Annotated in this window: 23 protein-coding genes; 8 read left to right on the top strand and 15 right to left on the bottom strand. The window is 71.4% G+C overall.

Features of this window, described 5'->3' with window-relative positions; all coding sequences use genetic code 11:
• Positions 1 to 254: hypothetical protein (locus tag C1I98_RS10375; RefSeq protein ID WP_199536847.1), on the bottom strand; the 254-nt coding region annotated here is incomplete at its 3' end.
• A 544-nt stretch (positions 255 to 798) separates the two neighbouring features.
• Here C1I98_RS10375 and C1I98_RS10370 point away from each other — a divergent pair.
• A complete protein-coding gene (locus tag C1I98_RS10370; RefSeq protein ID WP_111166947.1) occupies positions 799 to 1,767 on the top strand; it encodes an aldo/keto reductase in 969 nt (322 codons plus the stop codon).
• Between the two features lie 47 nt (positions 1,768 to 1,814).
• Here C1I98_RS10370 and C1I98_RS10365 read toward each other — a convergent pair whose 3' ends face one another.
• The 4 genes from C1I98_RS10365 to C1I98_RS10355 all read right to left on the bottom strand — a co-directional run bounded on the left by C1I98_RS10365 (position 1,815) and on the right by C1I98_RS10355 (position 6,050).
• A complete protein-coding gene (locus C1I98_RS10365) occupies positions 1,815 to 2,879 on the bottom strand; it encodes a cobalamin-independent methionine synthase II family protein (protein WP_111166946.1) in 1,065 nt (354 codons plus the stop codon).
• 67 nt (positions 2,880 to 2,946) lie between these two features.
• Positions 2,947 to 4,794, bottom strand: a complete 1,848-nt coding sequence (locus C1I98_RS10360) for an AfsR/SARP family transcriptional regulator (protein WP_111166945.1) — start codon at positions 4,792 to 4,794, stop codon at positions 2,947 to 2,949.
• Between the two features lie 54 nt (positions 4,795 to 4,848).
• Positions 4,849 to 5,007 carry a hypothetical protein gene (locus C1I98_RS41295; RefSeq protein ID WP_158557983.1) on the bottom strand — a complete coding sequence of 53 codons (159 nt, stop codon included), beginning with the start codon at positions 5,005 to 5,007 and terminating at the stop codon, positions 4,849 to 4,851.
• On the bottom strand, positions 4,995 to 6,050 hold the full coding sequence (locus C1I98_RS10355; protein ID WP_158557982.1) for a serine hydrolase domain-containing protein: 1,056 nt from the start codon (positions 6,048 to 6,050) through the stop codon (positions 4,995 to 4,997). Before C1I98_RS10355 ends, C1I98_RS41295 begins: the two co-directional genes overlap by 13 nt.
• A gap of 263 nt (positions 6,051 to 6,313) precedes the next feature.
• Here C1I98_RS10355 and C1I98_RS10350 point away from each other — a divergent pair, with 263 nt between their 5' ends.
• The 3 genes from C1I98_RS10350 (at position 6,314) to C1I98_RS10340 (ending at position 8,138) form a co-directional block, all read left to right on the top strand.
• On the top strand, positions 6,314 to 6,940 hold the full coding sequence (locus C1I98_RS10350; protein WP_111166943.1) for a hypothetical protein: 627 nt from the start codon (positions 6,314 to 6,316) through the stop codon (positions 6,938 to 6,940).
• 246 nt (positions 6,941 to 7,186) lie between these two features.
• A complete protein-coding gene (locus C1I98_RS10345) occupies positions 7,187 to 7,552 on the top strand; it encodes an STAS domain-containing protein (RefSeq protein ID WP_111166942.1) in 366 nt (121 codons plus the stop codon).
• A 58-nt stretch (positions 7,553 to 7,610) separates the two neighbouring features.
• Entirely contained in the window at positions 7,611 to 8,138 is a 528-nt protein-coding gene (locus C1I98_RS10340) for a PA0049 C-terminal domain-containing protein (protein ID WP_199536846.1), read from the top strand.
• Position 8,139: 1 nt separating this feature from the next.
• On the opposite strand, the gene C1I98_RS10335 is transcribed toward C1I98_RS10340, so the two are convergent.
• The 6 genes from C1I98_RS10335 to C1I98_RS10310 are packed head-to-tail and all read right to left on the bottom strand — an operon-like array spanning position 8,140 to position 14,490.
• Positions 8,140 to 8,958, bottom strand: coding sequence for a carbohydrate ABC transporter permease (locus C1I98_RS10335; RefSeq protein WP_199536845.1), 819 nt, complete (start codon positions 8,956 to 8,958; stop codon positions 8,140 to 8,142).
• A complete protein-coding gene (locus C1I98_RS10330) occupies positions 8,955 to 9,830 on the bottom strand; it encodes a carbohydrate ABC transporter permease (RefSeq protein WP_199536844.1) in 876 nt (291 codons plus the stop codon). Before C1I98_RS10330 ends, C1I98_RS10335 begins: the two co-directional genes overlap by 4 nt.
• 2 nt (positions 9,831 to 9,832) lie before the next feature.
• A complete protein-coding gene (locus tag C1I98_RS10325) occupies positions 9,833 to 11,086 on the bottom strand; it encodes an ABC transporter substrate-binding protein (protein ID WP_111166941.1) in 1,254 nt (417 codons plus the stop codon).
• A gap of 13 nt (positions 11,087 to 11,099) precedes the next feature.
• A complete protein-coding gene (locus C1I98_RS10320) occupies positions 11,100 to 12,107 on the bottom strand; it encodes an N-acetylglucosamine kinase (protein ID WP_111166949.1) in 1,008 nt (335 codons plus the stop codon).
• Positions 12,104 to 13,342, bottom strand: a complete 1,239-nt coding sequence (locus tag C1I98_RS10315) for a 6-phospho-beta-glucosidase (protein WP_111166940.1) — start codon at positions 13,340 to 13,342, stop codon at positions 12,104 to 12,106. Before C1I98_RS10315 ends, C1I98_RS10320 begins: the two co-directional genes overlap by 4 nt.
• The gene (locus tag C1I98_RS10310) at positions 13,339 to 14,490 is read right to left on the bottom strand and encodes an ROK family protein (RefSeq protein ID WP_111166939.1); all 1,152 of its coding nucleotides are present in this window, start codon (positions 14,488 to 14,490) and stop codon (positions 13,339 to 13,341) included. The genes C1I98_RS10315 and C1I98_RS10310 overlap by 4 nt, the downstream gene beginning before the upstream one ends.
• 86 nt (positions 14,491 to 14,576) lie before the next feature.
• Here C1I98_RS10310 and C1I98_RS10305 point away from each other — a divergent pair, with 86 nt between their 5' ends.
• Both C1I98_RS10305 and polX read left to right on the top strand, forming a co-directional pair.
• Positions 14,577 to 16,877: a hypothetical protein gene (locus C1I98_RS10305; protein ID WP_111166938.1), complete on the top strand. Its 2,301-nt coding sequence runs from the start codon at positions 14,577 to 14,579 to the stop codon at positions 16,875 to 16,877.
• A gap of 73 nt (positions 16,878 to 16,950) precedes the next feature.
• Positions 16,951 to 18,651: a DNA polymerase/3'-5' exonuclease PolX gene (gene polX / locus C1I98_RS10300; protein WP_111166937.1), complete on the top strand. Its 1,701-nt coding sequence runs from the start codon at positions 16,951 to 16,953 to the stop codon at positions 18,649 to 18,651.
• 17 nt (positions 18,652 to 18,668) lie between these two features.
• Here polX and C1I98_RS10295 read toward each other — a convergent pair whose 3' ends face one another.
• The gene (locus C1I98_RS10295) at positions 18,669 to 19,655 is read right to left on the bottom strand and encodes an agmatinase family protein (protein WP_158557981.1); all 987 of its coding nucleotides are present in this window, start codon (positions 19,653 to 19,655) and stop codon (positions 18,669 to 18,671) included.
• A gap of 193 nt (positions 19,656 to 19,848) precedes the next feature.
• Here C1I98_RS10295 and C1I98_RS10290 point away from each other — a divergent pair, with 193 nt between their 5' ends.
• Together C1I98_RS10290 and C1I98_RS10285 are read left to right on the top strand one after the other, a co-directional pair.
• The gene (locus tag C1I98_RS10290) at positions 19,849 to 20,916 is read left to right on the top strand and encodes a sulfite oxidase (protein ID WP_233507660.1); all 1,068 of its coding nucleotides are present in this window, start codon (positions 19,849 to 19,851) and stop codon (positions 20,914 to 20,916) included.
• Between the two features lie 169 nt (positions 20,917 to 21,085).
• The gene (locus C1I98_RS10285) at positions 21,086 to 22,576 is read left to right on the top strand and encodes a wax ester/triacylglycerol synthase family O-acyltransferase (protein ID WP_111166935.1); all 1,491 of its coding nucleotides are present in this window, start codon (positions 21,086 to 21,088) and stop codon (positions 22,574 to 22,576) included.
• A gap of 56 nt (positions 22,577 to 22,632) precedes the next feature.
• On the opposite strand, the gene C1I98_RS10280 is transcribed toward C1I98_RS10285, so the two are convergent.
• From C1I98_RS10280 to C1I98_RS10270, 3 genes are all read right to left on the bottom strand, one after another.
• The gene (locus C1I98_RS10280; RefSeq protein WP_111166934.1) at positions 22,633 to 24,243 is read right to left on the bottom strand and encodes a monocarboxylic acid transporter; all 1,611 of its coding nucleotides are present in this window, start codon (positions 24,241 to 24,243) and stop codon (positions 22,633 to 22,635) included.
• On the bottom strand, positions 24,243 to 24,569 hold the full coding sequence (locus tag C1I98_RS10275; protein ID WP_233507658.1) for a DUF485 domain-containing protein: 327 nt from the start codon (positions 24,567 to 24,569) through the stop codon (positions 24,243 to 24,245). Before C1I98_RS10275 ends, C1I98_RS10280 begins: the two co-directional genes overlap by 1 nt.
• A gap of 187 nt (positions 24,570 to 24,756) precedes the next feature.
• On the bottom strand, positions 24,757 to 25,806 hold a 1,050-nt coding region (locus tag C1I98_RS10270; RefSeq protein ID WP_111166932.1), incomplete at its 5' end, for a sodium:solute symporter family transporter.

The raw sequence follows: 25,806 nt of genomic DNA, 5'->3' as shown, positions 1-25,806 counted from the left end.
GGCCCGCAGGCGCATGCCGCCACCAGTATCAGTGGTGAGCGCCGCCGGTCCGCCGACATGAACACCGCCCCGGCCAGCAGTCCGCACATCGGGGCCCAGGCCGGGCCGACGACGGGCATCGGCAGATAGGTGAGCGCCACCTGCCCGCCGGTCACCCACCATTGCACGCCACGCCCGCAGAACGCTCTGTGGAGCGCTCCCGCGTGCAGCAACAGAAAGGGCGGCAGTGCCATCGCGACCACCGGCCACACCATCGGATCACCCCGTCCCGCCGCCGTCGCCACACCCGCCAGGACCCGTCCGACCAGGCCCGATATCCCGGCTGCGAGCGCCAATCCGCTCAGCCGGGCGGGGGACGGCTCGGGTAAGCGCGGCAGGACCGGCAGCCGGCGCCGGAGGAAGGTCCCCAGCCGGCGAAGCGGCGCCGGGCGCGGCGCGCGACTCCCACGCATTCGTTCCATCGCATCCCAACAAGGCTCGTGCAGCCGTATCCGCCGGACGCACATTCTGGCAAGATCACCGCTGCGCGACCCGCCGCCGGGGGTCAAGGGAGTCGGCGGGCTGCGCGAACGGGGACATCCTTCCTCCAATCCTGCGGATCTAACAGATTCTGTAAAGCCAATCCGGCGCGCGGCCCCGCCGTACGGACCGGAACGAGATGCCCGCAGGTGGGAGCGGTGACATCGCACTCAAAAGAGACCGAAATTGGGAAACTTACCTTAAGTCTTGCTATGTCGTATACCGCGCCGCCGACCTGACGTAGATCATCGCCGAGGGGCCCCGATAGGATCGGGGAGCATGGAACACCCTCGGCTTGGCAGCACCGGCACCCGAGTCTCCCGCCTCTGCCTGGGCATGATGAGCTACGGCGGGGCGAGCCGTGACTGGGTGCTCGACGAGGAGCGCAGCGAGCCCATCGTGCGCCACGCGGCCGAGGCCGGGATCATCTTCTTCGACACCGCCGACAGCTACGGCCACGGGGCCAGCGAGCAGGTCACCGGCAGGCTGCTGAGCAAGATCTTCCCGTCCCGGGACGACTACGTGCTCGCGACCAAGGTCTACTACCCCATGGGCGAGGGCCGCAACGACCGCGGCCTGTCCCGCAAGCACATCCTCGCCTCGATCGACGCCTCCCTGACCCGCCTGGGCACCGACCACGTCGACCTGTACCAGATCCACCGGTGGGACCGTCACACGCCCATCGAGGAGACCATGGAGGCGCTGCACGACGTGGTCAAGGCGGGCAAGGCCCGCCACATCGGGGCCTCCTCGATGTACGCCTGGCAGTTCGCCAAGGCCCAGCACACCGCCGAGCGCAACGGCTGGACCAGGTTCGTCACCATGCAGGGCCACTACAACCTCCTCTACAGAGAAGAAGAGCGGGAGATGAACCCGCTGTGCCTGGACCAGGGCGTCGGCCTGCTGCCCTGGAGCCCGCTGGCCAGGGGCCTGCTGGCCCGCGCCGGCAAGCCCGAGGCGGCCACCGCGCGCGCCGGCAGCGACGCCCGGATCGACGCCCTCTACGACCCGGAGGGCGACCGCCCGATCCTGGACCGCGTGGCCGAGGTCGCCCGCCGGCGCGAGGTGCCGCCCGCCCAGGTCGCGCTGGCCTGGCTGCTCGCCCAGCCGGGCGTGACCGCCCCGGTCATCGGCGCCACCAAGATCCAGCACGTGGACGACGCCGTGGCCGCCGCCGGCCTCGCCCTCACCGCCGACGAGATCGCCTACCTCGCCGAGCCCTACCGCCCGCGCCCCTTCCGCGTCTGACGGCCCCGCCCGCGCCCCGATCGACGACATCCGGGATGCGGGTGCCGTCAGACACCGAGGGCCCGCGCGGTCAGGGCGGTGCCCCGGACCCGGGCCCCAATCTTGGCGAACGCCGTCTCACGGGAGGTGGAGACGTCGTCGGCGAACGGTGAGAACCCGCAGTCGTCGCAGGTGCCGAGCTGATCGACGGGGATGTGCCGGGCCGCCTCCAGCACGCGGTCGCGCACCTCCTCCTCGGTCTCCACCCTCGGGTCGATCGGGTCGATCACCCCGACGAAGACCCGCACGCCGGGCCGCAGGTGCCCGGCGATGATGCCCAGCACCCGTCCCGGGTCGGGCTCGCTCGCCAGCTGGACGTAGAAGTTGCCGACCGGCAGCGCCAGCAGCTTGGGCAGCAGCCCGGCGTAGTCGACGTCGGCGCTGTGGGTGGAGTCGTGGTCGCCGCCCGGGCAGGTGTGCACGCCGATCCTGGCCCGCTCGGCGGCGTCGAACCGCGCGAGCACCTGGGCGTTGAGCGCGAGGAAGTCGTCCAGCAGCCCGCCGCCCGGGTCGAGCTTGAGCGCCAGCCGTCCTTCGGTGAAGTCGACCTGCACCGCGTGTGCGCCTGCCGCGAGGCAGCCGCGGATGTCGGCCTCGGCCTCCGCGGTCAGGTCGTCCAGGAACGCCTTGCGCGGGTATCCGTCCAGCGGCTCGGCCGGATACAGCAGGCTCAACGCCGAGGGGGCGATGACCGCCTGCTTGACCGGCAGCCGGGTGTGCCGCCTGGCCTCGTTCAAATAGGTCTCGGCGTGTACGGCGTAGCGGAACGGACCGGTGGTCAGCCGCGGTAATCGCCGGGTGTGCCCGTCCGCGAACGGGATGACCACGCCGTCCGGGGCCAGGTCCGCGAGCCCGCTGAGCGGGTAGGTGGCGAAGCTCGGCTTGGCCTGCTCGCCATCGACGACGACCGGGCTGCCGAGCCCTTCCAGCCGGGAGATCGTGTCGGCCACCGCCTCCGCCTGCCGGGCGGCGAGCTCGTCGTCGCCGACGCGCCCGGCGGCGTGATCGGCCATGGCGGCCAGGAGGGCGGGGGGTCGGGGGATGCTGCCGATAGGTTCGATGGGTATGCCCATGGCGCGAGCGTAGGTCACGATCCGTGGTGCGGCAATTACCGGGCATTTTGCGTACACCACGCGGGGCTCAGCGCGGGCTCAGCCGCCTGACGGCCTCGTCGCGGGGCGTCTCGGCGCCCGCCCGGTACGCCTGCTCGTAGCCGGCCTGGCCCAGTTCCTTCGTGAGCCGGGTGACGAGGGAGCGCAGCAGGGCGTCGCCGTGGTCGAAGGCGCCCCGGACGGCCTGGCTCATGCCCAGCATGACGGCGGCCCGCCGCGGGTCGCCCTCCAGCCGCGCCAGCCCGGCCTGGAGCTCGGCGGCCAGCGCCGGGTCCAGATGGGCGGACGCCGCCCGCACCGACCGGAGGCGCAGTTCGCGGGCGCGCAGGGCGTCGCCGCGGGCCACCAGGTTGGCCATCCTGGCCAGCACGAGCCGGGCGTCGATCCCCTGTTCCGGGAGCGGGATCTCGCGGGCCGACCGTTCCACCCGGTCGAATATCCGGTCGGACCGCTCGATGTCGCCCTGGCGGTGATGCAGGTCGGCGAACGCGAACGACACCTCCACCTCCAGCTCGGGCCGGCCGGACTCCCAGGCCGCCCGTTCCGCGGTCTCGATGTCGCGCAGGGCCGCGGCCATGTTCCCGGCGTCCCCGGCGCGCATGCGTTCGGTGGCCAGGCCGAGCCGGTGGGCGATCGTCTCGTGCGGGCTGAGCGCGGAGACCAGGGCGATGCTGCGCCGGTACGCGGCGAGCGCCCGGTCCGTGTCGCCCGCGACGCTGTGCAGGCGGGCCGTACCGGCCAGCAGGGTGGCGGTCCACCACTGGTCGCCGGTCTCCTCGTGAATGCGCAGGGCCTCTTCGAGCAGGGCGGCGGCGCCGTGCCAGTCGCCGCGTTCGCGGTGCCGTACGGCCTGGACGACCAGGGTGCCCGCGATGGCCCACCGATCCGCGCCGGCCCTGATACGGGCCATCTCCTGATCGACGAGGTCGTCCATGCCGAGGAGGTGGGCGGTCATCAGCGTCAGCATCGGCAGCATCGGGTACCGTTCCAGCGCGCCGGTGCGCCGGCACTCGTCGATCAGCGCGCGGACCCGCTCGGGGTCGGTGACGGGCCCGCCCTCGCCCGCCATCAGGTGGATCGCGGTGCAGGCGGCCCGCGCGTCGGCGGGCAGCGCGTCACCGAACTCCAGCACCCTGCTCACGTACGCCTTGGCCCGCCCGTCGTACCGCAGCGTGTCCCAGTACCAGAACAGCGAGCCGAGCATCCGCGCCGCCGTGGTCGCGTCGCGAACGTCGATGGCGATGCGCAGGGCCCAGATGAGGTTGTCGTACTCCGAGGCGAACAGACCCAGCATCTCGGCCTGCCTGCCGGAGCGCACCAGCGGCTCCAGTTCCTCGGCCAGCGCGGCGAAGTGACGGGTGAACCGGTCCCGGGTGCGTTCCGGCTCGCCCGCCAGATCGAGTCGTTCGGCCGCGTAGGCGCGGATGGTCTCCAGCATCCGGTAGGAATCGGCCGTGCGCTCCACGATCGACTTGCCGACCAAGGAGTCGAGCACGTAGGGGATGTCGTCTTCGGGCAGAAACGCGCGGACCCGGCCGCCAGCTCCCGGCGGCCCCGGGCGGCCAGCTCCTCGAACCGGTCGCCGTCCACGTCCGCCCGGTCGATCTTCAGCCGGTAGCCGGTCGCCGCCGATTCCCACGAGTCCGGGCTCGCCGAGGGCCTTGCGCAGCCGGTAGACCAGCGCGTGCATGGCCTTGCCCGCGTCGGCGGGCGGGCGCTCGCCCCACAGGGCGTCGACCAGCGAACCGACCGGCACCACCTGCCCGGCGGACAACGCCAGCCGGGCGAGGAGGGCCCGCTGCATGGGGCCGCCGATGTCGATCGGGACCCCGTCGTCGGCGTACGCCCGTACCGGCCCAAGCAGTGCCACTCGCATGACGTCATTATGACGTCAAACTGCGGTCGCTGTGACGGCAGGCACGCCTGACGGCTACCCCTGCGCGAAGAAGGGCGAGCCGAACGCCGCCTCGATGACGAGATCGAGGGCCGGAGCCCAGTTCCAGTCGCAGTTGAGGTTCACCGAGACCAGACGCTTGGCACCAGGGGTGCCCAGGGTGAAACTGGCCGAGCCGTTGCTCATCCCGACCACGGCGTGCAGCGTGCCGCCATCGGCAGGGTCCACTCCGAAACGCCGGTGCCGTAGCGGGTGTTGGGAATCCAGTCCCTGGTGGGGACCGTGGTCCACATCTCGCGGTGCTGGGCGGGCGGCAGCAGCGTGCCCTTGATCATCGCGTTGGTGAACCGGAGCATGTCGCCGGTGGTCGAGGCGACGGAGCCGGCGGCCCAGGCGAAAGAGGTCGAATCGGTGACATCGACGGGGTCGGTTTCGGGGCCCTGGAGGTGGGACTCGTAGTTGGCGGTGTTCAGGATCGCCGGGTCCACGCCGTCCCTGATGAACATCCTGGAATAGGCCCTGGCGTGCGGGCCCCGGATGCCCGCTTCGGCCAGGGGGCGCGCGTAGGTGCCGGTGAGGCCGAGCGGCTTGATCACCGTTCGCTCGACCTCGTCCTCGTACGCGTTTCCGGACGCCTTCTCGATGATCGCCCCGGCGAGGTGGTATCCGCCGTTGGTGTAGGCGAAGCTCTCGCCCGGCGCGAAGATGGGCGGCTTGGACATCTGGAGTTCGAACAGTTTCGCAACGGTCCAGACGTCATGGCGGTGCTCGGCGAATCCCTCGCGGGTGTGGTACGCGCGCACCATGTCCGCGTCGAAGCCGGTCACCCACAGGCCGCTGGTGTGGGTGATCAGATGCCTGACGGTGATCCTGCCGCCGTCGTTGCCGTTCGCGCGGGCCACGCCGGGCAGCCACTTCTCCACCGTGTCGTCCAGGCTCAGCCTGCCCTCGGCGGCCAGTTGCAGCACGGTGGCGGAGGTGAACGCCTTGCCACCACTGCCGATCATGAAGCGGTCCACCGGCTCGCGGCGGCGGCCCGTCTCCCTGTCGGCCACCCCGGCCGCGCCGAACCAGGTTCCGCTCTCCAGCGGCCGGGTGCTTTCAGGGCGGGTGGTTTCAGGGCAGGTGCTTTCAGGCCGCGCCCATGCGGGCGAGGTACGTTTGGCCGCCCACCAGACGCCGTCGCGAACCTCGATCCACCAGCCCGGGAAGGTGACGTCACCCACACCGTCCGGCAACGGCTCATCCGGCGATGCCCCCAGGTGTCCGCCAGCGCGGCGACCAGCGTCAGGCCGCGCCCGGACTCGGCGTCCTCGGCCGGTTCCCGGACACGCGGTCCCCCTTCGCCCTCGGTCCCCTCATCGACGACCGCGAGCCGGACGCACGACGGCGAGCGGGCGACGATGACCGTGCATTGAAATGGCCCTGCGCCAAAAGACGGCCCCGCCCGGGCGGCGCAACGCCCGAGCGGGGCCTTGATCGCAGAAGGAGCTGCGACCCAATGTTCCCAGTCCATGAGATCGAGCAGGTCGTCTGCGACCACGAGATTCACAACATCGTCGGTGCTCCCAGGACCAACCTCGGCAATTTCATCGCCGACATCACCGAGGTCGGGCGCATCCTCGACCGCACCCCGCCCGGCCCATCGCGTAGTGCCCATCTCCGGATCAGCGCGCAGCTTTCCATGATGTTCGCCGGTGCCGTGGTGGAAGAAGCCCGTGTGGCCCGCGACGCGCTCCGCGCGGCCCGCCGCGCCGCCGACGCCTCCGGCGATCGTGACCTCGCGGTCTACATCCGCGCCCGGGAGGCGATGCACAGCTACTGGCAGGGGCAGCCCGCCGAAGTCGTCGTCCAGATGTCCGACAGGGCCATCCGCCTTGCCGATGGCAGGCCCTCGGCCGGGCTCGCCTACGCGTACCAGATGCGTGCGCACTGGCTCGCCTCCCTGGCGGCCAAACGCGCCGGCGACCCCGCCGAGGCACGGCATTCACACCTACGTCCTGCTCGCCGATGGGAGCCTGAACGCTCAGGGGCAGAAGAAGCCCGGAGGGCTGTTCGAGCAGGCGTGGAGACGGCTGAGCGACGGTGGCATGTTCACCGGAAGACCTTCCGTCCTCCAGTTCTGTGACGGCACCCTCGGTGTCTACGTCCGAGGCCGGGACGGAGACTTCTGGGCGACCGGCAACGTCAACGGGCCCGGCAGCGCCTTCGGCCCCTGGCACACCGTCTGACGGAAGCCCGAGTCGCAGGCCCGGCACGCGCGGGGTTCGAGGTTCCGGCAGGCGCGCCGCGGGTACGGGCAGATCGTCACCCCGCCTGGCATGGGCCCGCATGCCCATGGAGGCTTGTCGCCCGCCATGGATCGGAGTCCCCCATGACCGAACACCCATCCGATCACGCGCCCCGCCGGATGTACGGTGGGCCTTTCCTGACGGTCCGCCTCGACCATCGCGACACCATCCGCAGCGTCCTGGCCGTGGACGGCGAACTCGATGTCGCGACCGCTCCGCTGCTGGTGTCGGCCATGTCCAAGGTGGCCACCGGTGGTCGGAGACATCTCACCGTGGAGACCGGCGGGCTCGTCTTCTGCGACGTCGCCGGCGCGCGCGGCCTGCTGGCCGGCCAGCAGCGCCTGGCCGACCGTGGCCTGACCATGGAACTGGCCAACGTACCCGGCACCGTGCGACGGACCCTGGACCTCACCGGCCTGCTCAACTCCTTCCGCCTGGTCCCGGACTGACCGGCTGGACACTAGCGCGCCCTGCCGAAGCGGAATCTCCAGCGGCCCCGCGCACCAGGTGCACCCACACCAGGGCCGCCCCGGCCAGTTCGACATCGAGCGCCACAACGCGGCCTGGCGAGGCGGGTTCCCGGACAACGAGAACCGCTCCTCGACCGGCCTCATCCCGGTGACCGACCCCGCCGCCCAGCCCCAGTGGACGGTGACCACGCTCCCCTACCAGGACATCGTGGCCACCCCGACCGGCCGCTTCCCGGTGCACGACAACACCCAGGTGACCGAGATCCCCGCGGGCGAGACCACCCCCGTAGTACGGCCGGACGGTCCCACCGAGGGCTCGGCCGCGCGCAGCGGGAGCGGCGGCGACTACCCCTCCAACGAGATCGCCTACCGGGCCACGCTGCTGCGCGACCGGCTCGGCCGGAAGATCCCGGGCGGCCATGTCCACACACCCGTCCTGGAGTTCGGCGCGGGCAACACCGATCCGGAGACGGGCACGGTCACCGATCCGGACTTCGTCCGCAACCGGCTGGACATCATCGCCCAGGTCCGTTCCATCGTCCTGGTGGCGGCCGCCCAACGATGAGTCACTTCAGGCTGCCCGCCGTGATGCCCGCGACCACCTGCCGGTTGAAGACCAGGTAGATCACGATCATCGGCAGGGTGATGATCGACAGCGCCGAGAACAGCAGCCCGTAGTCCGTGACGTACCTGCTTGAGAAGGCGAGCAGCCCGGCCGGGATGGTCTTGAGGCCGTCGTCCTGGATGTAGAGGAGCGCGAGCAGGAACTCGTTCCAGCACGACAGCGCCGAGAAGACGGCCACCGTGGCGATGCCCGGCTTGAGCAGCGGCACCGCGATCTGCAGGTAGATCCGCAGATCGCCGGCGCCGTCCACCCTGGCCGCCTCGAACAGCTCGGCGGGCAGCGCGTCCAGGTAGACCTTGAGCAGGTAGACCGCGAGCGGCAGGCCCATGGCCGTGTACGGCACGATGAGCGCCCAGCGCGTGTCGCCGAGCCCGAGTTCGGTGAACATCCTGCTCTGCGCGATGAAGTACGACTGGATCGGCAGCAGCAGTCCGAGGCCGAGCAGTCCCATCAGCGCGCCGCGCCCCCGGAAGACGTACCGGCTGAACGCGAACGCGGCCGCCGAGCCCACCACCAGGATCAACAGCACGGACAAGGCGGTGACGAGCAGGCTGTTCAGCGCGTACCCGCCGATCCCGCCCATCTGCCACGCCTCGGCCCACCGGCCGAACTCCAGGCCGGTCGGGAGCGAGAAGGGCCCGGCGAAGATCTCCGCGTTGGTCTTGAAGCTGGACAGCACCATCCAAATCATCGGCACGAAGAACGCCACGGACAGCGCGGTGAAGGCCACCGTGACCAGTACGCGCGGGACCCGCCTCACGCCTCGGCCCCCCTGCCCCGGCGCAGCCGCATGAACACGATGCCGACGAGCACCACCACCGCGGTCATGAGGACCGCCATCGCCGAGCCGTAGCCGACCTCGCCGTCGCGGAAGACGACGCGGGTGAGGTAGGTGGTCGGGATCTCGGTGGCGTTGTAGGGGCCGCCGCCGGTGAGCACGTAGAACAGGTCGAAGGTCTGGAAGCCGCCGGTGACGCAGAGCAGCAGGCAGACCTCGACCGCGTTGCGGATCATCGGCACCTTCACCCTGGCGAAGATCCGGGCCTCGCCGGCGCCGTCGAGCCGGGCCGCCTCGATCACCTCCGGCGGTATCTGGGTCAGCGCCGCGTAGAAGATCGCCATGTAGAACCCCGCGTACACCCACCCGGACACCACGCACACCGCGAGCAGCGCCGTGGCCGGGTCGCCGAGCCACACGCGCGTGAGCCCGTCCAGGCCGATCGCCGACAGCGACGCGTTGACCAGGCCGAAGTCACCGTTGTAGACGAACGACCAGAGCACCGCGACGACGACCATCGGCAGCATGACCGGCGTGAACAGCGCGACGCGGAACCAGGGCGAGCCGCCCCGGCGGGCCGCGAGCACCCCGGCCAGCACCAGCCCGAACGCGACCTCCAGCACGATCGTCACCACGATGTAGAGCGTGACGTGCAGGAACGAGCCGACGAACACGTCATCGCCCAGCGCCCTGACGTAGTTGCCGAGCCCGGTGAAGGTCATCGGCCCGAAGCCGGACCACTCGGTCAGGCTGAACGCCCCGGTGGCGAGCACCGGCGCCAGCACCGCGAAGGCGAAGACCAGCAGGGCGGGCGCGGCGAAGAGGTAGGGGGTGAGGGGTTTGTGCGGGCGCACGGTCAGCCGGCCTTCGAGGCGGCTTCGGCCAGCGCGTCCTTCGGCGACTTCTCGCCGCCGAGCACCGCGGCCAGCGCGCGGTAGAGCGCGTCGGCGCGCTTGAGGTCGTAGCCGGTGTCGGGGGGCGAGACGACGGTCTTGGCGTCGGCGAGCAGGCCGTCGAGCCGGATGGTCCGCTGGTCGACCTCCTTGTCCGGCGTCGTGCCCTTGGTCAGCGGGACGGTGCCCGACTTGACGAACGCCGCCACGTTGGCGGGCGAGTTGGCCAGGGCCAGGAACTCCGCGGACTCCTTGACCTTGGCGCTCTTGGCGTTGACGACGTAGCCGGTGACCACGCCGATCACGCTGGACTGGTCGCCCATGCCGCCCGGCATCTCGGGCAGGTTGACGTAGTCGAACGCGAGGCCGGGCGCCTCGTCGATGGCCCAGCTCACCAGCCAGGAGCCGATCGGGTGCATGGCGGCCTTGCCCTTGAAGAAGAGCTGCGCGCCCTCGTTGTCGTTGGCGGCGTTCGCGCTCTCGTTGACGCATCTGTGCTGCTTGAGCTGCGCGATGTAGCCGAAGGCGCGCTCCCACTCCGGCGTGTTCATGCCGGACTTGCCGGATAGCGTGTCGTGGTAGGACTGCTCGCCGACCACGCGCGAGACCAGGTGCGCCAGCCAGTTGCCCGCGGGCCACAGGTCCTTGTTGCCGGACGTGATGGGCGTGATGCCCTTGGCGTTGAGCCGGTCGCAGGCGGCGAGCAGGTCGTCGAAGGTCTTCGGCGGCTGCACTCCCGCATCGGTGAGGAGCTTGGGGTTGTACCAGAGCACGTTCGTGACGTCGGCCGCGAACGGCACCATCACGATCTTGCCGTCGATCTTCACCCGGTTGTAGGCGGAGTCGGCGATGAGTCCCTTGAGCGGCCCTCCGGTCACCTGCGTGCCGAGGTCGGCGGCGAAGCCCTCCTTCACGCGGGTGCGCAGCCGGTCGCCGGCCCACTCGAAGTAGATGTCCGGCGCCTGGCGGCCGTTGAGCAGGCTGGGCAGCCCGATCGCCTGGTAGAGGGTGTCCTTCTGGAAGTTCAGCTCGACCTTCGAGCCGGGGTGGGCCTTCTCGTACTGCCCGGCGATGTCCTTCCAGACCCGGATCTGCGCCTCGCCTGGGGAGACCATCGCGATCCGCAGGACGTTGTCGGAGGGGGTCTTCGCGCCGCCTCCGCAGGCGGCCGTGAAGAGCAGGACGAGCGCGAAGGTTCCGATCGGTATCCGCGGCATGTGGGGGCTCCCTTCAAGGGGTCTTACTTGGTGCATGCGTCACAGGGACGCTCGTCGTGATCGCCTCGGTGAGGCGTCGTTCGACGTCCGGCCGGGTGGCGCCCAGCCGGTCGAGGCCGTACAGGGCCGAGCCGATGACGGGCGGGTCGGCGAGGAGGCGGACGTCCACGTCCGCCCCGGTGCCGCGCAGCCCCTTCTCGATCCTGGCCAGCAGCCTCGGGTTGGCGGCGGTGAGCACGCCGCCGCCGAGGACGATGGGGATGGTGCGGCCGTCCCAGTCCAGGCGGTCCATCGCGGCCGTGGCCATGACGGCCGTCTCGTCGCCGAGCCGGTCGACCAGCGCGCCGGCCACCGCGTCGCCGCGGCCGGCGACCTCGAACAGCAGCGGCACGAGTTCGTGCAGCCGCTCCTCGGGCAGGTCGTGCAGGTGGAAGGCGACGCACACGGAGACGACGTCGGGCAGGCCGAAGTGCGCGGGGACGGCCTCGCGCAGCATCGTCGGGGCGCCTCTGCCGTCCTCGTCGCGGACCGCCCACCACAGGACCTCCTCGGCCAGGAACTCGCCGCCGCCCCAGTCGCCGGAGCGCCTGCCGAGCGCGGGGTACCTGGCCGAGCCGCCGCCGGGTGAGAGGGCCACGCAGTTCATGCCGCCGCCGCAGACCACGGCCACGCCGTACGGGCGGCCGGACCCGGCGCGCAGGATGGCGAAGGTGTCGTTGTCGACGGTGATGTCCGGGGCCCAGCCCTGGGCGGCGATCTCGGCGCGCATCGCCTCCTGCTCGACGGGCAGGTCGCAGTGCGCTAGGAAGGCGGCGACGTGCTCGGCGACCGGGCCGCCGCCGGGCGCGGCCTGCCGTACCAGGGCGGCGATCATGGCGATGGCCTCGGGCAGCCGCCGTTCGTGCGGGTTGAAGCCGCCGCCGCGCACCCAGGCGAGCAGGTCGCCGCGGGCCGACACCAGCGCCACGTCCGTCTTGCTGTTCCCCGCGTCGATGGCGAGCACCGCGGCCCGGCCGGTCATGCGGCCCACGGGAGGTGCTCGCGGTTGGCGGCAAGCAGCCGGTCCGTGAGGCGCCTGGCCAGGTCGTACCGGCCGACCAGGGGGTGGGCGAGCAGCGCGGCCTCCACCCGGGCCCGCCCGCCGTGCAGGGCGGCGGACAGGGCCAGTTCCTCGTAGCCGGTGACGTGCGCGATCAGGCCGGAAAGCAATGGCTCGACCGGGCGCACCGGCAGCGGTACCGGACCGGCGGCGGTGATCCGGGCCGGGACCTCGATGACCGCGGAGTCCGGCAGGAAGGGCAGCGTCCCGCCGTTGCGGAGGTTGACCACCTGGGTGTCGCCGCGGTCGTCGAGCAGTGAGGTCAGCAGATCGACGGCGGCGGTGGAGTAGTGCGCGCCCCCGCGCTGTTCGAGCAGTGCCGGCTTTTCCGAAAGGTCCGGGTACATCGCCAGCAACCGCCGTTCCAGGTCGAGCACCTGCTCGGCCCGTTTGGGCCCGCTGCGTTGCTCGGCGACCACTTCGTCGTGGGTGTAGTAGTACCGCAGATAGTAGGAGGGGACCATGCCGAGGCCGCGGACCAGGTCCGCCGGAAGTTCGGTCTCTTCGGTGATCTCCTCCGGGTGGCCGCCCAGCAGCTCGGGGAGCCTGTCGGCGCCGTTCACCCAGGCGGCCCGCTCCCAGGTCAGGTGGTTGAGCCCGACGTGGTCGAGGGTCAGTTCGGCGGGCGCGACGCCGAGCAGGCGGGCGAACAGCCGCTGAAACCCGATCGCCACGTTGCACAGCCCGACCGTCCGGTGACCGGCGTCCAGCAGGGCGCGGGTGACGATGCCGACGGGGTTGGTGAAGTCGACGATCCACGCGCCGGGGGCGAGTTCGCGGACCCGCTCGGCGATCCGCAGTACCTGCGGGACCGTGCGCAGCGCCTTGGCCAGGCCGCCCGCGCCGGTCGTCTCCTGGCCCACGCACCCGCATTCCAGCGGCCACGTCTCGTCGGCGAGCCGGGCCCGCTGGCCGCCCACGCGCAACTGGAGCAGTACGGCGGACGCGCCCTCGACGGCGTCGGACAGGTCGGTGGTCCAGCGGACGGTCCCGGGATGGCCGGCCTTGGCGAACATCCGCGCGGCCAGCGCGCCCACCACGGCGAGCCGGTCGGCCGCCGGGTCGGTCAGCGTCAGCTCGGTGACGGGCAGCGCGGCCAGCCCGTCCACCAGCTCGGGGGTGTAGGTGGAGCCGCCCCCGACGACCGCGATCTTCATGTGTTGCTCCTGACTGCCGCCTCGCTGATGCGGCGGGTGGTGAATCGCTCCCAGCCGAGCTGGGCGCCCCTGGCCATCGCGCCGACCAGGACCGGCGCGTCGCCCAGACCGGACACGGCGAGCCGGGGCGGACGCCGGACCAGGACGGCGAGCGCGGCCTCGATCCGGCCGAGGATGTCGGCGCTGGCCAGGCCGATGCCGCCGCCGAGCACGACCAGCTCGACGTCGGCCACTTTGGTGATCTCGGCGATCCGCACCGCGGTGCGCCTGGCCTGCTCGGTGAGAATCTCCACCGCCTTCGGCTCGCCGGCCCGCCCGGCCGCGAACAGCTCCTCCGGGGTGCGCCGCTCGCCGAGCGAGGCGGCCGACCAGCTCACCAGCGCGTCGGCGGACGGGCTGTCGGGCGCGAACTCCTGTCCGGGCGGCGGGTTGTCCACCTCACCGGCGGCGCCCCGGTGCCCGCGATGCGGGCGGCCGCTGAGCACCAGCCCGGCGCCGACGCCCGCGCCGATCGACAGGAACGCGAAGTCGTCCACGCCCCGCCCGGCGCCGGACGCGTGCTCGCCGACTGCGGCGAGGGTGACGTCGTTCTCCACCTCGGCGGGGACGCCGAGCGCCTCGGCGAGCCGTGCCCTGATCGGCACGCCCTCCAGCTCGGCCCGGTTGCTCTCCCTGATCACGCCCTCCCGGGGGTCGACCACGCCGGGCACGCCGGCCACCGCGACCTCCAGGCCGGGCCGATCGCCGCCGCCCTCCAGCAGGCGGTCATGGACGGCCTTGGCGGCCGCCAGCACGGTCTCCGGCGCGGAGTCCGCTATGCGATGGTCGTGCCGGGCCAGCATGGCGCCGCCGAGGTCGCAGATCGCGCCCCGGACGAAGCGGGTGCCGATGTCCAGGGCCAGGACGTGGGCCAGCGTGTGCACGGGCTCGAAGTAGACCGCGCCGTAGTGCGTCTCGCCGGGTGGGGCCGCCTGTCGTACCAGACCGGCGGCCAGCAGCAGGTCGAGCGCGTTGGCGACGGTCGGCTTGGTCATCCCGGTGCGACGGCTGACCTCGGCCCGCGACAGCGGGGGGTCGGCGCGGATCGCCGTGAGGACCACCGATGCGTTGATCTCACGAAGGGTCGCGAGGGTCGCGTGCTGGGCCATGGCCCGGATTCTAGTAAAGACTCTTGCCTAGATGCAATAAAGACTCTTTACTAGGTTCTGCACTACTTGCTCCACGGAGGAATTCCATGGCCCGTACGCACAACCTCCTGCTCGCCGCCGCCCTCGCGGTCGCGATCATCCCCGCCGCCGGGGTGCACGCCGCGACGACGACGGCCGCCGCCCCCGCCCTAGTCGAACCGTTCGTACTCCAGGTCGGCGGCACGCTCCCCGCGCTGCCCGGCACGGCCGTCTCCCTGGCCACCGGCCCCGGCGGCGTCGTCGCCGCGGCTCATGACAAGGGCCTGGCCGTGTGGGCCGCAGGGGCGTGGAAGGAGGTCGCCGCCGGAGCCGCGCACCGGGTGGCCTGGCGCGGCGGCGACCTGGCCGCGCTGACCGCGCGCGGCCTGCTGATCGCGAGCGGCGACCGGTGGCGCACCACGTCCGTGCGGCTGCCGCACGGCGTCGATCCGGCCAAGGCGCTGCTCGCCGGCGGCCCCGACCTCGTCCTCGCGCAGGGCGACCGGCTCTACCGCAACGACCGCGGCCACGCCTGGCGTCCCGACCGGCTGCCCGGCGACGTGGTGGCCATCGCCCGATCCGCGAAGTCCGGCGCGATCGCCGTCGCCACCGCGAGCGGCGTGTACGAACGCGCGGGGCGAGGCTGGAAGCAGGTGTCCGCCACCCCCGCGGTCGGCCATCTCGCCTATGACAGCAAGGACCGGCTCTGGTACGCCGCCGCGTCCGGCGTCGGCGTCAGGGACGGCGGCGCGTGGAAGGCGTACGGCCCGGCCGACGGCCTGCCCATGCTCGGCTTCACCGCGCTCACGCCGGGCGCGAACGGCGACATCTGGCTGGGCACCGCGAGTGGCGCCATCCGCTTCGACGGCACGAACTGGGAGTACCGCCAGGGCCGCCGCTGGCTGCCCGGCGACGCGGTCGCGGCCATCGCGGTGGACGCGCAGGCCAACGCCTACTTCGCCACTTCCGGAGGCGTCGGCAGGATCGAGGCCCGCCGTACCACGCTCGGTGAGAAGGCCGACGTCTACGAGCGGGCGATCGCCGCGATGCACAAGCGCACGCCGTACGGGTTCGTCGAGGGCGTGGACCTGCACACCCCGGGCGACCTGAGCAAATGGGTGCAGGGCTCCAGCGACAACGACGGCCTGTGGACCGCGATGTACGGCGCGGCCGAGGCGTTCCGGTACGGCGCGGCCAAGGACCCGGCCGCCAGGGACAACGCGCGCAAGGTCTTCGAGGCGCTGAAGTTTCTCGGCGACGTGACCCAGGGCGGGACCAACCCCGCGCCGCCCGGGTTCATCGCCCGCTCGATCATCGAGACCACCGCGACCGACCCCAACATCCGCGACAACGAGCAGCGCGACCGGGACAAGCAGAAGGGCGACGCGTACTGGAAGATCCTCGTGCCGCGCTGGCCGAAGAGCGCGGACGGCAAGTGGTACTGGAAGACCGACACCAGCAGCGACGAACTGGTCGGGCACTACTTCTTCAACGCCCTCTACCACGACATCGTCGCCAAGGACGACGCCGAGAAGCGCGAGGCGGCGTCGGTCATCACCCGGACCACCGACCACCTGATCGACAACGACTTCTTCTTCGTCGATCACGACGGCAAGCCCACCCGCTGGGGGTTCTTCGACCCCAAGGAGATCAACGGCAACCCGTGGCGGCGCGAGGAGCGCGGGCTCAACAGCCAGACGATCCTGGCGTTCCTGGCGATCGCCGAGCAGGTCTCCGGTGACCCGAAGTACGCCGCGGCCAAGAAGAAGCTGATCGACGAGCACGGCTACGACATGAACACCCTCGCGCCCAAGGTCACTCCCGGCGTCGGCGGCGGCAACCAGTCCGACGACGAGATGGCGTTCATGAACTACTACCACCTGCTGGCCTACGAGAAGGACGCCGAGCTCAAGCGGTCCTGGGCCCGGTCGCTGTACGACTACTGGCAGTTGGAGCAGTACGAGCTGAACCCGTTCTTCAACTTCATCGCCGCGACGGGCCTGGCCGACCAGACCTGGCTGGACGCCTACGGACCCTTCCCGCTGGACATGCCCGGACCGTGGCTCGAGCAGTCGGTGGACACCCTCAAGCGGTTCCCGCTCAACATGATCGACTGGAAGCAGACCAACACCGCCCGGCTGGACATCGTCAACCTCGGCCGGCACATCCGGCCCGACGCCGACCCCGCCAAGCTCGGCATGCGCCGCAACGGGCTGGTGCTGCCGATCGACGAGCGGGTGATCGGCCACTGGAACCACGACCCGTACAAGCTCGAGCAGGGCGGATCGGGCACCCACGTCAACGACGGCACCTCCTACCTGCTGCCGTACTGGATGGGCCGCTACCACAAGTTCATCATCGAGAAGTGATGCCGGACCGGCACCCGGGCGCGTACGGCCCGGGTGCCGGGAAACGTCGTACCCACCCCCTACGCTTGAGGGCATGGCTCGGGTGAACGATGAGGCCGCGGCAGCACTGCAGGAATACGCCGACCTGTTCGCGATGACCGGGGGCGACGCCTTCCGGGTGCGCAGCTACCAGAAGGCGGCCAAGGCCATCGCCGGCCACCCCGAGGACATCTCGGGCGGCGACGTGCGCTCGGTGCCCGGGGTGGGCGAGGCGATCGCCAAGAAGGTCGAGGAGTTCCTGAGCCGCGGCAGCTTCCGCCAGCTCGACGAGCTGCGCGGCCGGGTGCCCGAGGGCGTGCGGCGGATGACGCGCATTCCCTCGCTCGGCCCGAAGAAGGCCATCTTCCTGTTCTCCGAGCTGGGCATCGACTCCCCCGCCGCGCTGCGCGAGGCGATCGGGGCGGGGCGGCTCGCCGGGGTCAAGGGCTTCGGCCCGCGCACCGAGGCCAACCTGCTCAAGGGCATCGACCAGATGGAGCAGGCCGGGCGGCGGGTGCACATCGGCATCGCCATGGAGCTGGCCGAGCAGGTCATCGCCTCGCTGTCCGGCGAGGGCGTGCGGCGGATCGCCTACGCGGGCTCGCTGCGGCGGATGAAGGACACCATCGGCGACATCGACATCCTGGCCGTTGCGCCGGCGTCGCTGATGGAGGAGTTCCGCGCGATGCCGTACGTCGCGGAGGTGATCGCCGCCGGGGAGAAGAAGACCTCGGTGCGCACCACCGGCGGCGTGCAGGTCGATCTGCGGCTGGTGCCCGCCGAGTCGTGGGGCGCGGCCATGCAGTACTTCACGGGGTCCAAGGAGCACAACGTCCGGATCCGGGAGATGGCCGTCAAGAAGGGCTGGAAGCTCTCGGAGTACGGGCTGTTCGAGGGCGAGCGGGTGATCGCCTCCCGCACCGAGGAGGAGATCTACGCGGCGCTCGGCATGCCGTGGATCCCGCCCTCCATGCGCGAAGACGGCGGCGAGGTCGCCGCGGCGCTCAAGGGCGGGCTGCCCGAGGTGGTCACCCTCGATGACCTGAAGGGCGACCTGCACACCCACACCGACCTGACCGACGGCATCGCCTCGCTCGCCGACATGGTGGCCGCGGCGGCGCGGCTGGGCTACGCCTACTACGCGATCACCGACCACGCGCCCGACCTGGTCATGCAGCGGATGACCCTCGACAAGGCGCTCGCCCAGCGAGACCGGGTGGCCCGGTTGCAGACCTCCTATCCGGGCATGCGGCTGCTGCACGGCACCGAGCTGAACATCGGCCCCGACGGCACGGTCGACTGGCCGGTGGAGGTCCTTGAGGGGTTCGACGTGACGGTGGCGAGCGTCCACTCCCACTTCAACCAGTCGCGGGCGGAGATGACCGCCCGCTTCATCGCCGCCTGCGAAAATCCGCAGGTGCACATCATCGGCCACCCCACCACGCGCAAGCTCGGCAAGCGCGAGCCGGTCGATGCCGACTGGGAGGAGATCTTCCGCTGCGCGGCCCGCACCGGCACCGCCATGGAGATCGACTCCTATCCCGACCGCTCCGACCTGCCGGCCGAGCTGGTCCGGCTGGCCCGCCACCACGGCGTGAAGTTCTCCATCGACAGCGACTCGCACGCCATCCCGCACCTGGCCCACCAGCGCTACGGGGTGGGCATCGCGCAGCGGGCCTGGCTCACCACCGACGACGTGATCAACACCTGGCCGCTGGAGCGGTTGCTGGCCTTCCTGGGCCGCGGCGACGGCTGAAGGCGGGCGCGGAGCGGTCAGCCGAGGTGGCCTGAGGCGACCGACGCGGCCAGCACCTCGCAGATCAGCCGCACTCCGAGCAGCGAGGTCACGTCCGAGGAGTCGTACGGCGGGGCGACCTCCACCACCTCCATGCCCAGCAGTCCCTCCGCAGCGAACCGCCGGACCAGCCGCAGCGCCTCGCGCGGATACAGCCCGCCGGGATCGGGCCACCCCGTCCCCGGCGCGAACCCGGGATCGACGGCGTCGATGTCGAACGACAGATAGACCCCCCGCGCCCCGCCGCTCCAGGCCGCCTCCAGCGCCTGGTCCGCCACGCTGTCCAGGCCGCGTTCCTCCACGTCCTCCACGGCGATCACGAGCGAGCCGTCCCGGGCGGGGGCGCGTGCCGCCTGCCACCCGCTCACCCCGATCTGCACGAGGTTGCCCAGGTCGAAGTGCGTCTCGTGGGCGGCCCGGCGGTCGCCGGCCGGCTCGCGGGCCTCCAGGTGCCGGTCGAAGTGGATCACGCCGATCTTGCCGCCGAACGCCTCCATCACGCCGCGCGCGGCCGGGTACCCGACGGAGTGGTCGCCGCCGAGCACCACCGGGAACACCCCGTGCGAGACGATGTACGCCACTCCCCTGGTGATCCGGTCGAAGGCCGCGTCCAGGTCGGCGGGGGCCAGGAAGATGTCCCCCAGATCCACGATGTCCAGCCCGTCCAGCAGGTCGGCGCCGCGCTCGCAGTAGTGCGAGGCGTGCAGTGCGGAGATCCGCCGCATGCCCTGCGGCCCGAACCGCGGCCCCGGGCGGTGGGCCGCGCCGGCGTCCAGCGGCACCCCGACCACCGCGACCTGGTGTTCGCCGACCTGGCTCAGCTCTTGCAGGTGAGGGGCCTTGAGGAAGGTGTTGATGCCGGAGAAGTGCGGGTTCTCGCCCCGCTGGAACAGGGCGGCCAGCTCCCGCTGATCGTCGGAGTCGGCCAGTTCCACTCCGGGCTCCCCCGGCGGATCGCTCCTCATAGGGCATTCCTGCGCCGGGGGCGGGCAAGGCGAACCGGGCGGCGGGTATGGAGATGGGCAGAGGTGAGGAAAACCACTCCGGGATACGGCGTGGCGCGCTCCAGGATTACATACTGTCCCTGTAGGGAATATATGGTTTGACCGAAGGGACGACCGGATGGCGTACGAGCACCCCATGGGCGACGGCCCTCCCGTGAGCGGGGGCATAGTCAAACCGCTGCCGCCGGAGTGGTTCGTCGCGCACGGCACCAACGCCGAGACCCGCTGGGAGGCGCTGGCAGGGACGGGCTACCACGTTCCCAACGACAGGTTCTTCGTGCGCAACCACACCGCCACGCCGCTCATCGACGTGGCGGGCTGGCGGCTGCGGGTCCACGGGCGCGGCCTTCGCGCGCCCCGGACCTTCGACTACGCCGAGCTGCGGACGATGCCGCAGGTGACGGTCGAGGCGGCGCTGGAGTGCGCGGGCAACGGCCGCGCGTTCTTCGCCTCCCAGCAGGGCACCCCCACACCCGGCACGCCGTGGCGGCTGGGCGGCATCGGGGTGGCCAGGTGGGGCGGCGTGCCGCTGGCGGAGGTGCTGCGATCGGCCGGGCTCACCTCCCGCGCGGTGGACGTGCTGGGCACCGGCCTGGACGCCGACTACATCTGCGGCGGGGTCAACCACGGCAGGGTCCGCCGCCCGCTGCCGATCGCCAAGGCCATGGACGACGTGCTGCTCGCCCTGGACATGAACGGCGAGCCGCTGCCGCCCGACCACGGGTTCCCCGCCCGGCTCATCGTGCCGTCCTGGATCGGCGTCGCCTCGATCAAGTGGCTGGGCGAGATCGAGGTGTCCGACGAGCCGATCCGGACGCCGTGGAACACGGTGTTCTACCGGATGCCCCGGTGGGGGCCGCCGCTCACCACGCAAGTGCCCAAGAGCGCCTTCGAGCTGCCCTGGGACGCCGCGCCGCCGGCCGGGCGGGAGCTGGAGCTGCGCGGGCGGTCATGGTCGGGCAACGGCCGGGTGGAACGCGTGGAGATCAGCGTGGACGGCGGCGCGAGCTGGGAACGTGCCACACTGCACGGGCCGCGGCCGGCCGCCGGATGGGCGCGGTGGCGGTACACCTGGCGCCCGCCGGGCCCGGGCGGCTACACGCTGCTGGCCCGCGCGACCGACGAAACGGGGACCACGCAGCCGCTCCGCGCCCCCTTCAACGCCGACGGCTATCTGTTCGGGGCGGTGGTGGCGCACCCGGTGCGCGTGATCGCGGCGTGAAAGGCCCCGCTTACGGCGAGACGCAAAGAGATCCCTACAAATAGCACGCTTAACGGCTAGTGACCGGAATTTAACCTGTCAGAATCATCGGACAGCAGGTGTGAAACCCTCCGGAAACGCGAAGACCTCAGGATGTTCCCATGGACGTCCCGGCTGGAGGGAGAGATCGTTGCGTCAGTTGACCGCGCTGGACGCGCTGTTCCTCCATGCCGAGTCGCCGACGACCACCGCGCATGTGGCCGGGGTCGCGATCGTCGATCCCGGCGACGCCCCGGGCCGGATCACCAAGGGCACGCTGGTCGCGCTGCTGCGCCGGCGGGCGCACCTGGCCCCCGCGCTGCGGCTGCGGCTGGCCGGCGTCCCGTTCGGGCTGGACCTGCCGTACTGGGCCGAGGACCCGGACTTCGACCCCGCCGACCACGTCTACGAGACCACGCTGCCCGCCCCCGAACTGCTCACCGACGTGGTCGCCAGGCTGCACGAGCGCAGGCTGTCGCGGCACCGGCCGCTGTGGGAGATGCACCTGATCCACGGCCTTGAGCACGGCCGGGTGGCGATCTACACCAAGGTTCACCACTGCGCCATCGACGGCGTGTCCGGGGCCGAGGCGCTCGCCGCGCTGCTGGACCTCGCGCCGGTCGGCGCCGAGCCGGCCGCCGCGCGGCCCCCCGCCGAGCCGGTCACCGCGCCGGGCACGCTCGACATGCTCGCCGGGGCGGCGGTCAACTCGATGACGCACCCGCTGCGCGCGCTCGGCTCGCTCCGCCGTGCCGCGGCCGACCTCGACGCGGTGCCGATCGCCGCCACGCTGCCCGGGGCGCGCTGGGTGGCACGGATGGCCAGGCTGCTCGGCGGCGAGGCCGGGCAGGCGCCCGCCCTGCCGTCGCTGGAGGTGCCGCGCACGCCGCTGACCGGGCCGGTGAGCGGGCAGCGGCGGTTCGCGTACGGCTCGCTGCCGCTGGCCGAGATCAGGCGGGTCGGCAGGGTTTTCGGGATGAGCGTCAACGACGTGGTCATGGCCATGTGCGCGGCGGCGCTGCGGACCTGGCTGGCCGAACGGGACGTACTGCCCGGCCTGCCGCTGATCGCCGCCGTCCCGGTGGCCGCCCGCGCCCGCCCGGCCGGACGCGGCCCCGGCGCGGTGGGCAACCGGATCTCGGCGATGGCCGCCCCGATCGCCACGCACCTGGCCGACCCGCGCGAGCGGCTGCTGGCCACCAGGGATGCCATGCGCGCCGCCAAGCGCCGCTTCGCCTCCTCCCCAGCCACCTGGCTGAGCGACCTTTCCGCGCTGCTGCCGCCGCCGGTGACCGCGCTGGCCACCGCCTCGGTCTTCCGGCTCGCCGGGCTCGCCTGCCCGCCGGTCAACCTGATCGTCTCCAACGTGCCGGGCCCGCGCCACCCGCTCTACCTGTGCGGGGGCAAGGTGGTGGCGTACTACCCGATGTCGGTGGTCACCGACCTGAGCGGCGGGCTCAGCGTCACCTGCTTCTCCTACGCCGGGTCGCTCGACTTCGGGCTGCTGGCCTGCCCGCGCCATGTGGACGACGTGTGGCGGCTGTTCGGCCACCTACGCGCGGCCCTGGACGAGCTGTCGGCCCTAGCCGGTCCCGCCCCCGAAAGAGCCGAAGAAGCGGCCAAGGTCACCGTTCCGGCCTGAAACGGGAAGGGCCCCGGCGGGCGACGCCCGCCGGGGCCCTTGGAAGGGGACGGCCGTCAGTGCTGTGTGGCCTGCTCGGCGCCGACGCCGGTGAGCGAGCGGACCTCGATCTCGGCGTACTTGGCGGCGTTGTACTCCTTGCTCATCCGGGTACCGATCCAGCCGAACAGGAAGCCCAGCGGGATGGAGATGATGCCCGGGTTCTGCAGCGGGAACCAGGAGAAGTCGGCCCCTGGGAACAGCGCCGTCTTGCTGCCCGACACCACCGGCGAGAAGATCACCAGGATCAGCGCGGACAGCAGGCCGCCGTAGATTGCCGAGACCGCGCCGGCGGTGTTGAACCGCTTCCAGAACAGGCTGAACAGGATCGCCGGCAGGTTGCCCGAGGCGGCCACCGCGAAGGCCAGCGCCACCAGGAAGGCGACGTTCTGGCCCTGGGCCAGGATGCCCAGGCCGATGGAGGCCGCGCCGATCACGAAGGCGGAGATCCGGGCGACCCGCACCTCCTCCTTTTCGGTGACCTTGCCGCGCTTGATCACGTGCGCGTAGAGGTCGTGGGCGAAACTGGAGGAGGAGGCCAGGGTGAGACCCGCGACCACGGCCAGGATGGTGGCGAAGGCGACGGCCGCGATGATCGCCAGCAGGATCGTGCCGCCGACCGTGCCGAACATGAGGTCACCGATCGCCTTGGCGAGCTGTGGCGCGGCGGTGTTGCCCGCCTTGTCCGCCGCGGTGATCGCCTTGCCGCCCACCAGCGCCGCCGCCCCGAAGCCGAGCACCAGCGTGAGCAGGTAGAAGACGCCGATGATGCCGATGCCCCAGATGACCGACTTCCGGGCGTCCTTCGCGGTGGGAACGGTGTAAAAGCGGATCAGAATGTGCGGCAGACCGGCGGTGCCGAGCACCAGCGCGATGCCCAGGCTGACCAGGTCGATCTTCCCGGCCAGGCCCTGCGCCTCGGTGCCGTACTTCAGGCCGGGCTCCAGGAACGCGGCGCCCTTGCCGCTCTCCGCGGCGGCCTCGCCGAGCAGCCCGGAGAGGTTGAAGCCGAACTGCATCAGGACCAGCAGCGTGATCAGCGCGGCGCCGGTCATCAGCAGCACGGCCTTGACGATCTGCACCCAGGTGGTGCCCTTCATACCACCGAAGACCACGTAGACGATCATCAGGATGCCGACGCCGATGATGGTCAGCGCCTTGCCGGCGGGCGAGTCGATGCCGAGCAGCAGGCCGACCAGCGCGCCCGCGCCGACCATCTGGGCCAGCAGGTAGAAGATGCTGACCGTGATCGTGGACACGCCGGCCGCGGTACGCACCGGGCGCGGGCTCATCCGGAAGGCCAGCACGTCGGCCATGGTGAACTTGCCGGAGTTGCGCATCAGCTCGGCGACCAGCAGCAGCGCCACCAGCCAGGCGACCAGGAAGCCGATGGAGTAAAGGAAGCCGTCGTAGCCGGACAGGGCGATGATCCCGGCGATGCCGAGGAACGAGGCGGCGGACATGTAGTCGCCGCCGATCGCCATGCCGTTCTGCGCGGCGCTGAACGAGCGGCCACCGGCGTAGTAGTCGGCGGCGGTCTTGGTGTTACGGCTGGCCCAGAAGGTGATGCCGAGCGTCGCCGCGACGAATATCAAGAAGAGGGTGGTGGAAAGCGCCTCTGAACTCACTACTGCTTCTCCTCGACCTCGTGACGGAGCTTGTCGGCCAGCGGGTCCAGCTTCTTGGCCGCGTGCCTGGAGTAGGCCCAGGCGATCCAGAACGTGGACACGAACTGGAGCACTCCGAACACCAAGGCCACGTTGATGTTGCCGAAGAGCTTGATCCCCATGAAGTCACGAGCCCAGCCGGAGAGCAGCACGTAGAGCAGGTACCACACCAGGAAGGCCGCGGTCATCGGGAACGTCCAGGCTCGGAAGCGCCGTTTCAGCTCCTGGAAGTCCTGACTCGTCTGCACCTGTTCGTAGACGGACGCATCATGTTCTTTGGTCGTCACCGAGCCTCCCAGGCTGTGATGTGGATCACGCATACCGTAGAAGGGAAGCCGCCCCCTCAGAAGAGGCAGCGCCGGGCCGGTCGCCGAGTCGTCACGGCATGGCGTTCAGCAGGCGGCCCATTGCGGTGAAAGGTCGGATATCCGCGACGAGCGGTCGGCCGTTCTCAGCGACCCGGGGAAGCGCTGGTCAGGATCGCCTGGGACGCCAGTCGCCACGGTTGACGTTGAGCCCTTCCGGGGCGTGCAGGCGTACCATGGTGCGCGTCACGTCGGCGGGCACTTTGCCGGGGGTGGCGAGCGAGACCACGATCATCACCACGAAGGCGATCGGCACGGTCCAGGCGGCGGGCTGGGCCAGCAGCGCGCCCGCCCAGCCCGAGTGCGGGCCGATCACGATCGTGGTCACCACCGCCGCGCTGGCCAGTCCGCCGCCGGCCAGCAGCCCGGCCATCGCGCCGGTCGAGGTCAGCCGCCACCACCAGATGCCGAGTACCAGCAGCGGGCAGAACGACGAGGCCGCGACCGCGAACGCCAGGCCCACCACGTCGGCCACCGGCAGCGAGCGCGCCGCCGCGGCCAGCCCCAGCGGCACGATCACCGCCGCCACCGTGGCCAGTTGGAAGGACCGCACACCGCCGCGCAGGATGTCCTGGGCGATCACCCCGGCGACCGACACGGTCAGCCCCGAGGAGGTGGACAGGAACGCCGCGAACGCCCCCGCCGTGACCAGCGCGGCCAGCAGGTCGCCCAGCGTCCCGCCGATCATGCGGCCGGGCAGCGAGAGCACCACCTCGTCGGTGCGCCCGCTGGCGATCAGGTCGGGGGCGTAGAGCCGGCCGAGCGCGCCGTAGATCGCGGGCAGCAGGTAGAACGCGCCGAGCAGGGACAGCACGACCAGGGTCGTACGGCGGGCGGCCCGCCCGTCCGGGTTGGTGTAGAAGCGCACGAGCACGTGCGGCAGCCCCATCGTGCCCAGGAAGGTCGCCAGGATCAGCGAGTACGTCGCGTACAGCGGATACTCCCGCCCCCCGCCCAGCGGCAGCGCCCAGCTCGTGGCGTCGTGCGCGCTGATGCCGGGGGCCCCGGCGCCGCGCCAGGCCAGCACCAGGAAGATCACGGGCAAGGCCAGCGCGGTGAGCTTGAGCCAGTACTGGAACGCCTGGACGAACGTGATCGACCGCATCCCGCCGGACAGCACGTTGACCGCCACCACGACCGCCACCAGCACCCCGCCCAC

This window comes from Spongiactinospora gelatinilytica, assembly GCF_003236385.1.
GTDB classification, from domain to species: Bacteria; Actinomycetota; Actinomycetes; order Streptosporangiales; family Streptosporangiaceae; genus Spongiactinospora; species Spongiactinospora gelatinilytica.
Note: the sequence above shows the minus strand (reverse complement) of the source record. Positions and strands in the feature narration are given on the sequence as shown.

Coding starts and splice junctions, on each gene's coding strand:
- C1I98_RS10325 (WP_111166941.1), bottom strand. CDS start 11,086: ATGCCGCGGATACCGATCGGAACCTTCGCGCTCGTCCTGCTCTTCACG.
- C1I98_RS10320 (WP_111166949.1), bottom strand. CDS start 12,107: ATGACCGGCCGGGCCGCGGTGCTCGCCATCGACGCGGGGAACAGCAAG.
- C1I98_RS10350 (WP_111166943.1), top strand. CDS start 6,314: ATGTTCCCAGTCCATGAGATCGAGCAGGTCGTCTGCGACCACGAGATT.
- C1I98_RS10315 (WP_111166940.1), bottom strand. CDS start 13,342: ATGAAGATCGCGGTCGTCGGGGGCGGCTCCACCTACACCCCCGAGCTG.
- C1I98_RS10345 (WP_111166942.1), top strand. CDS start 7,187: ATGACCGAACACCCATCCGATCACGCGCCCCGCCGGATGTACGGTGGG.
- C1I98_RS10305 (WP_111166938.1), top strand. CDS start 14,577: ATGGCCCGTACGCACAACCTCCTGCTCGCCGCCGCCCTCGCGGTCGCG.
- C1I98_RS10295 (WP_158557981.1), bottom strand. CDS start 19,655: ATGAGGAGCGATCCGCCGGGGGAGCCCGGAGTGGAACTGGCCGACTCC.
- C1I98_RS10365 (WP_111166946.1), bottom strand. CDS start 2,879: ATGGGCATACCCATCGAACCTATCGGCAGCATCCCCCGACCCCCCGCC.
- polX (WP_111166937.1), top strand. CDS start 16,951: ATGGCTCGGGTGAACGATGAGGCCGCGGCAGCACTGCAGGAATACGCC.
- C1I98_RS10370 (WP_111166947.1), top strand. CDS start 799: ATGGAACACCCTCGGCTTGGCAGCACCGGCACCCGAGTCTCCCGCCTC.
- C1I98_RS10310 (WP_111166939.1), bottom strand. CDS start 14,490: ATGGCCCAGCACGCGACCCTCGCGACCCTTCGTGAGATCAACGCATCG.
- C1I98_RS10360 (WP_111166945.1), bottom strand. CDS start 4,794: ATGCGAGTGGCACTGCTTGGGCCGGTACGGGCGTACGCCGACGACGGG.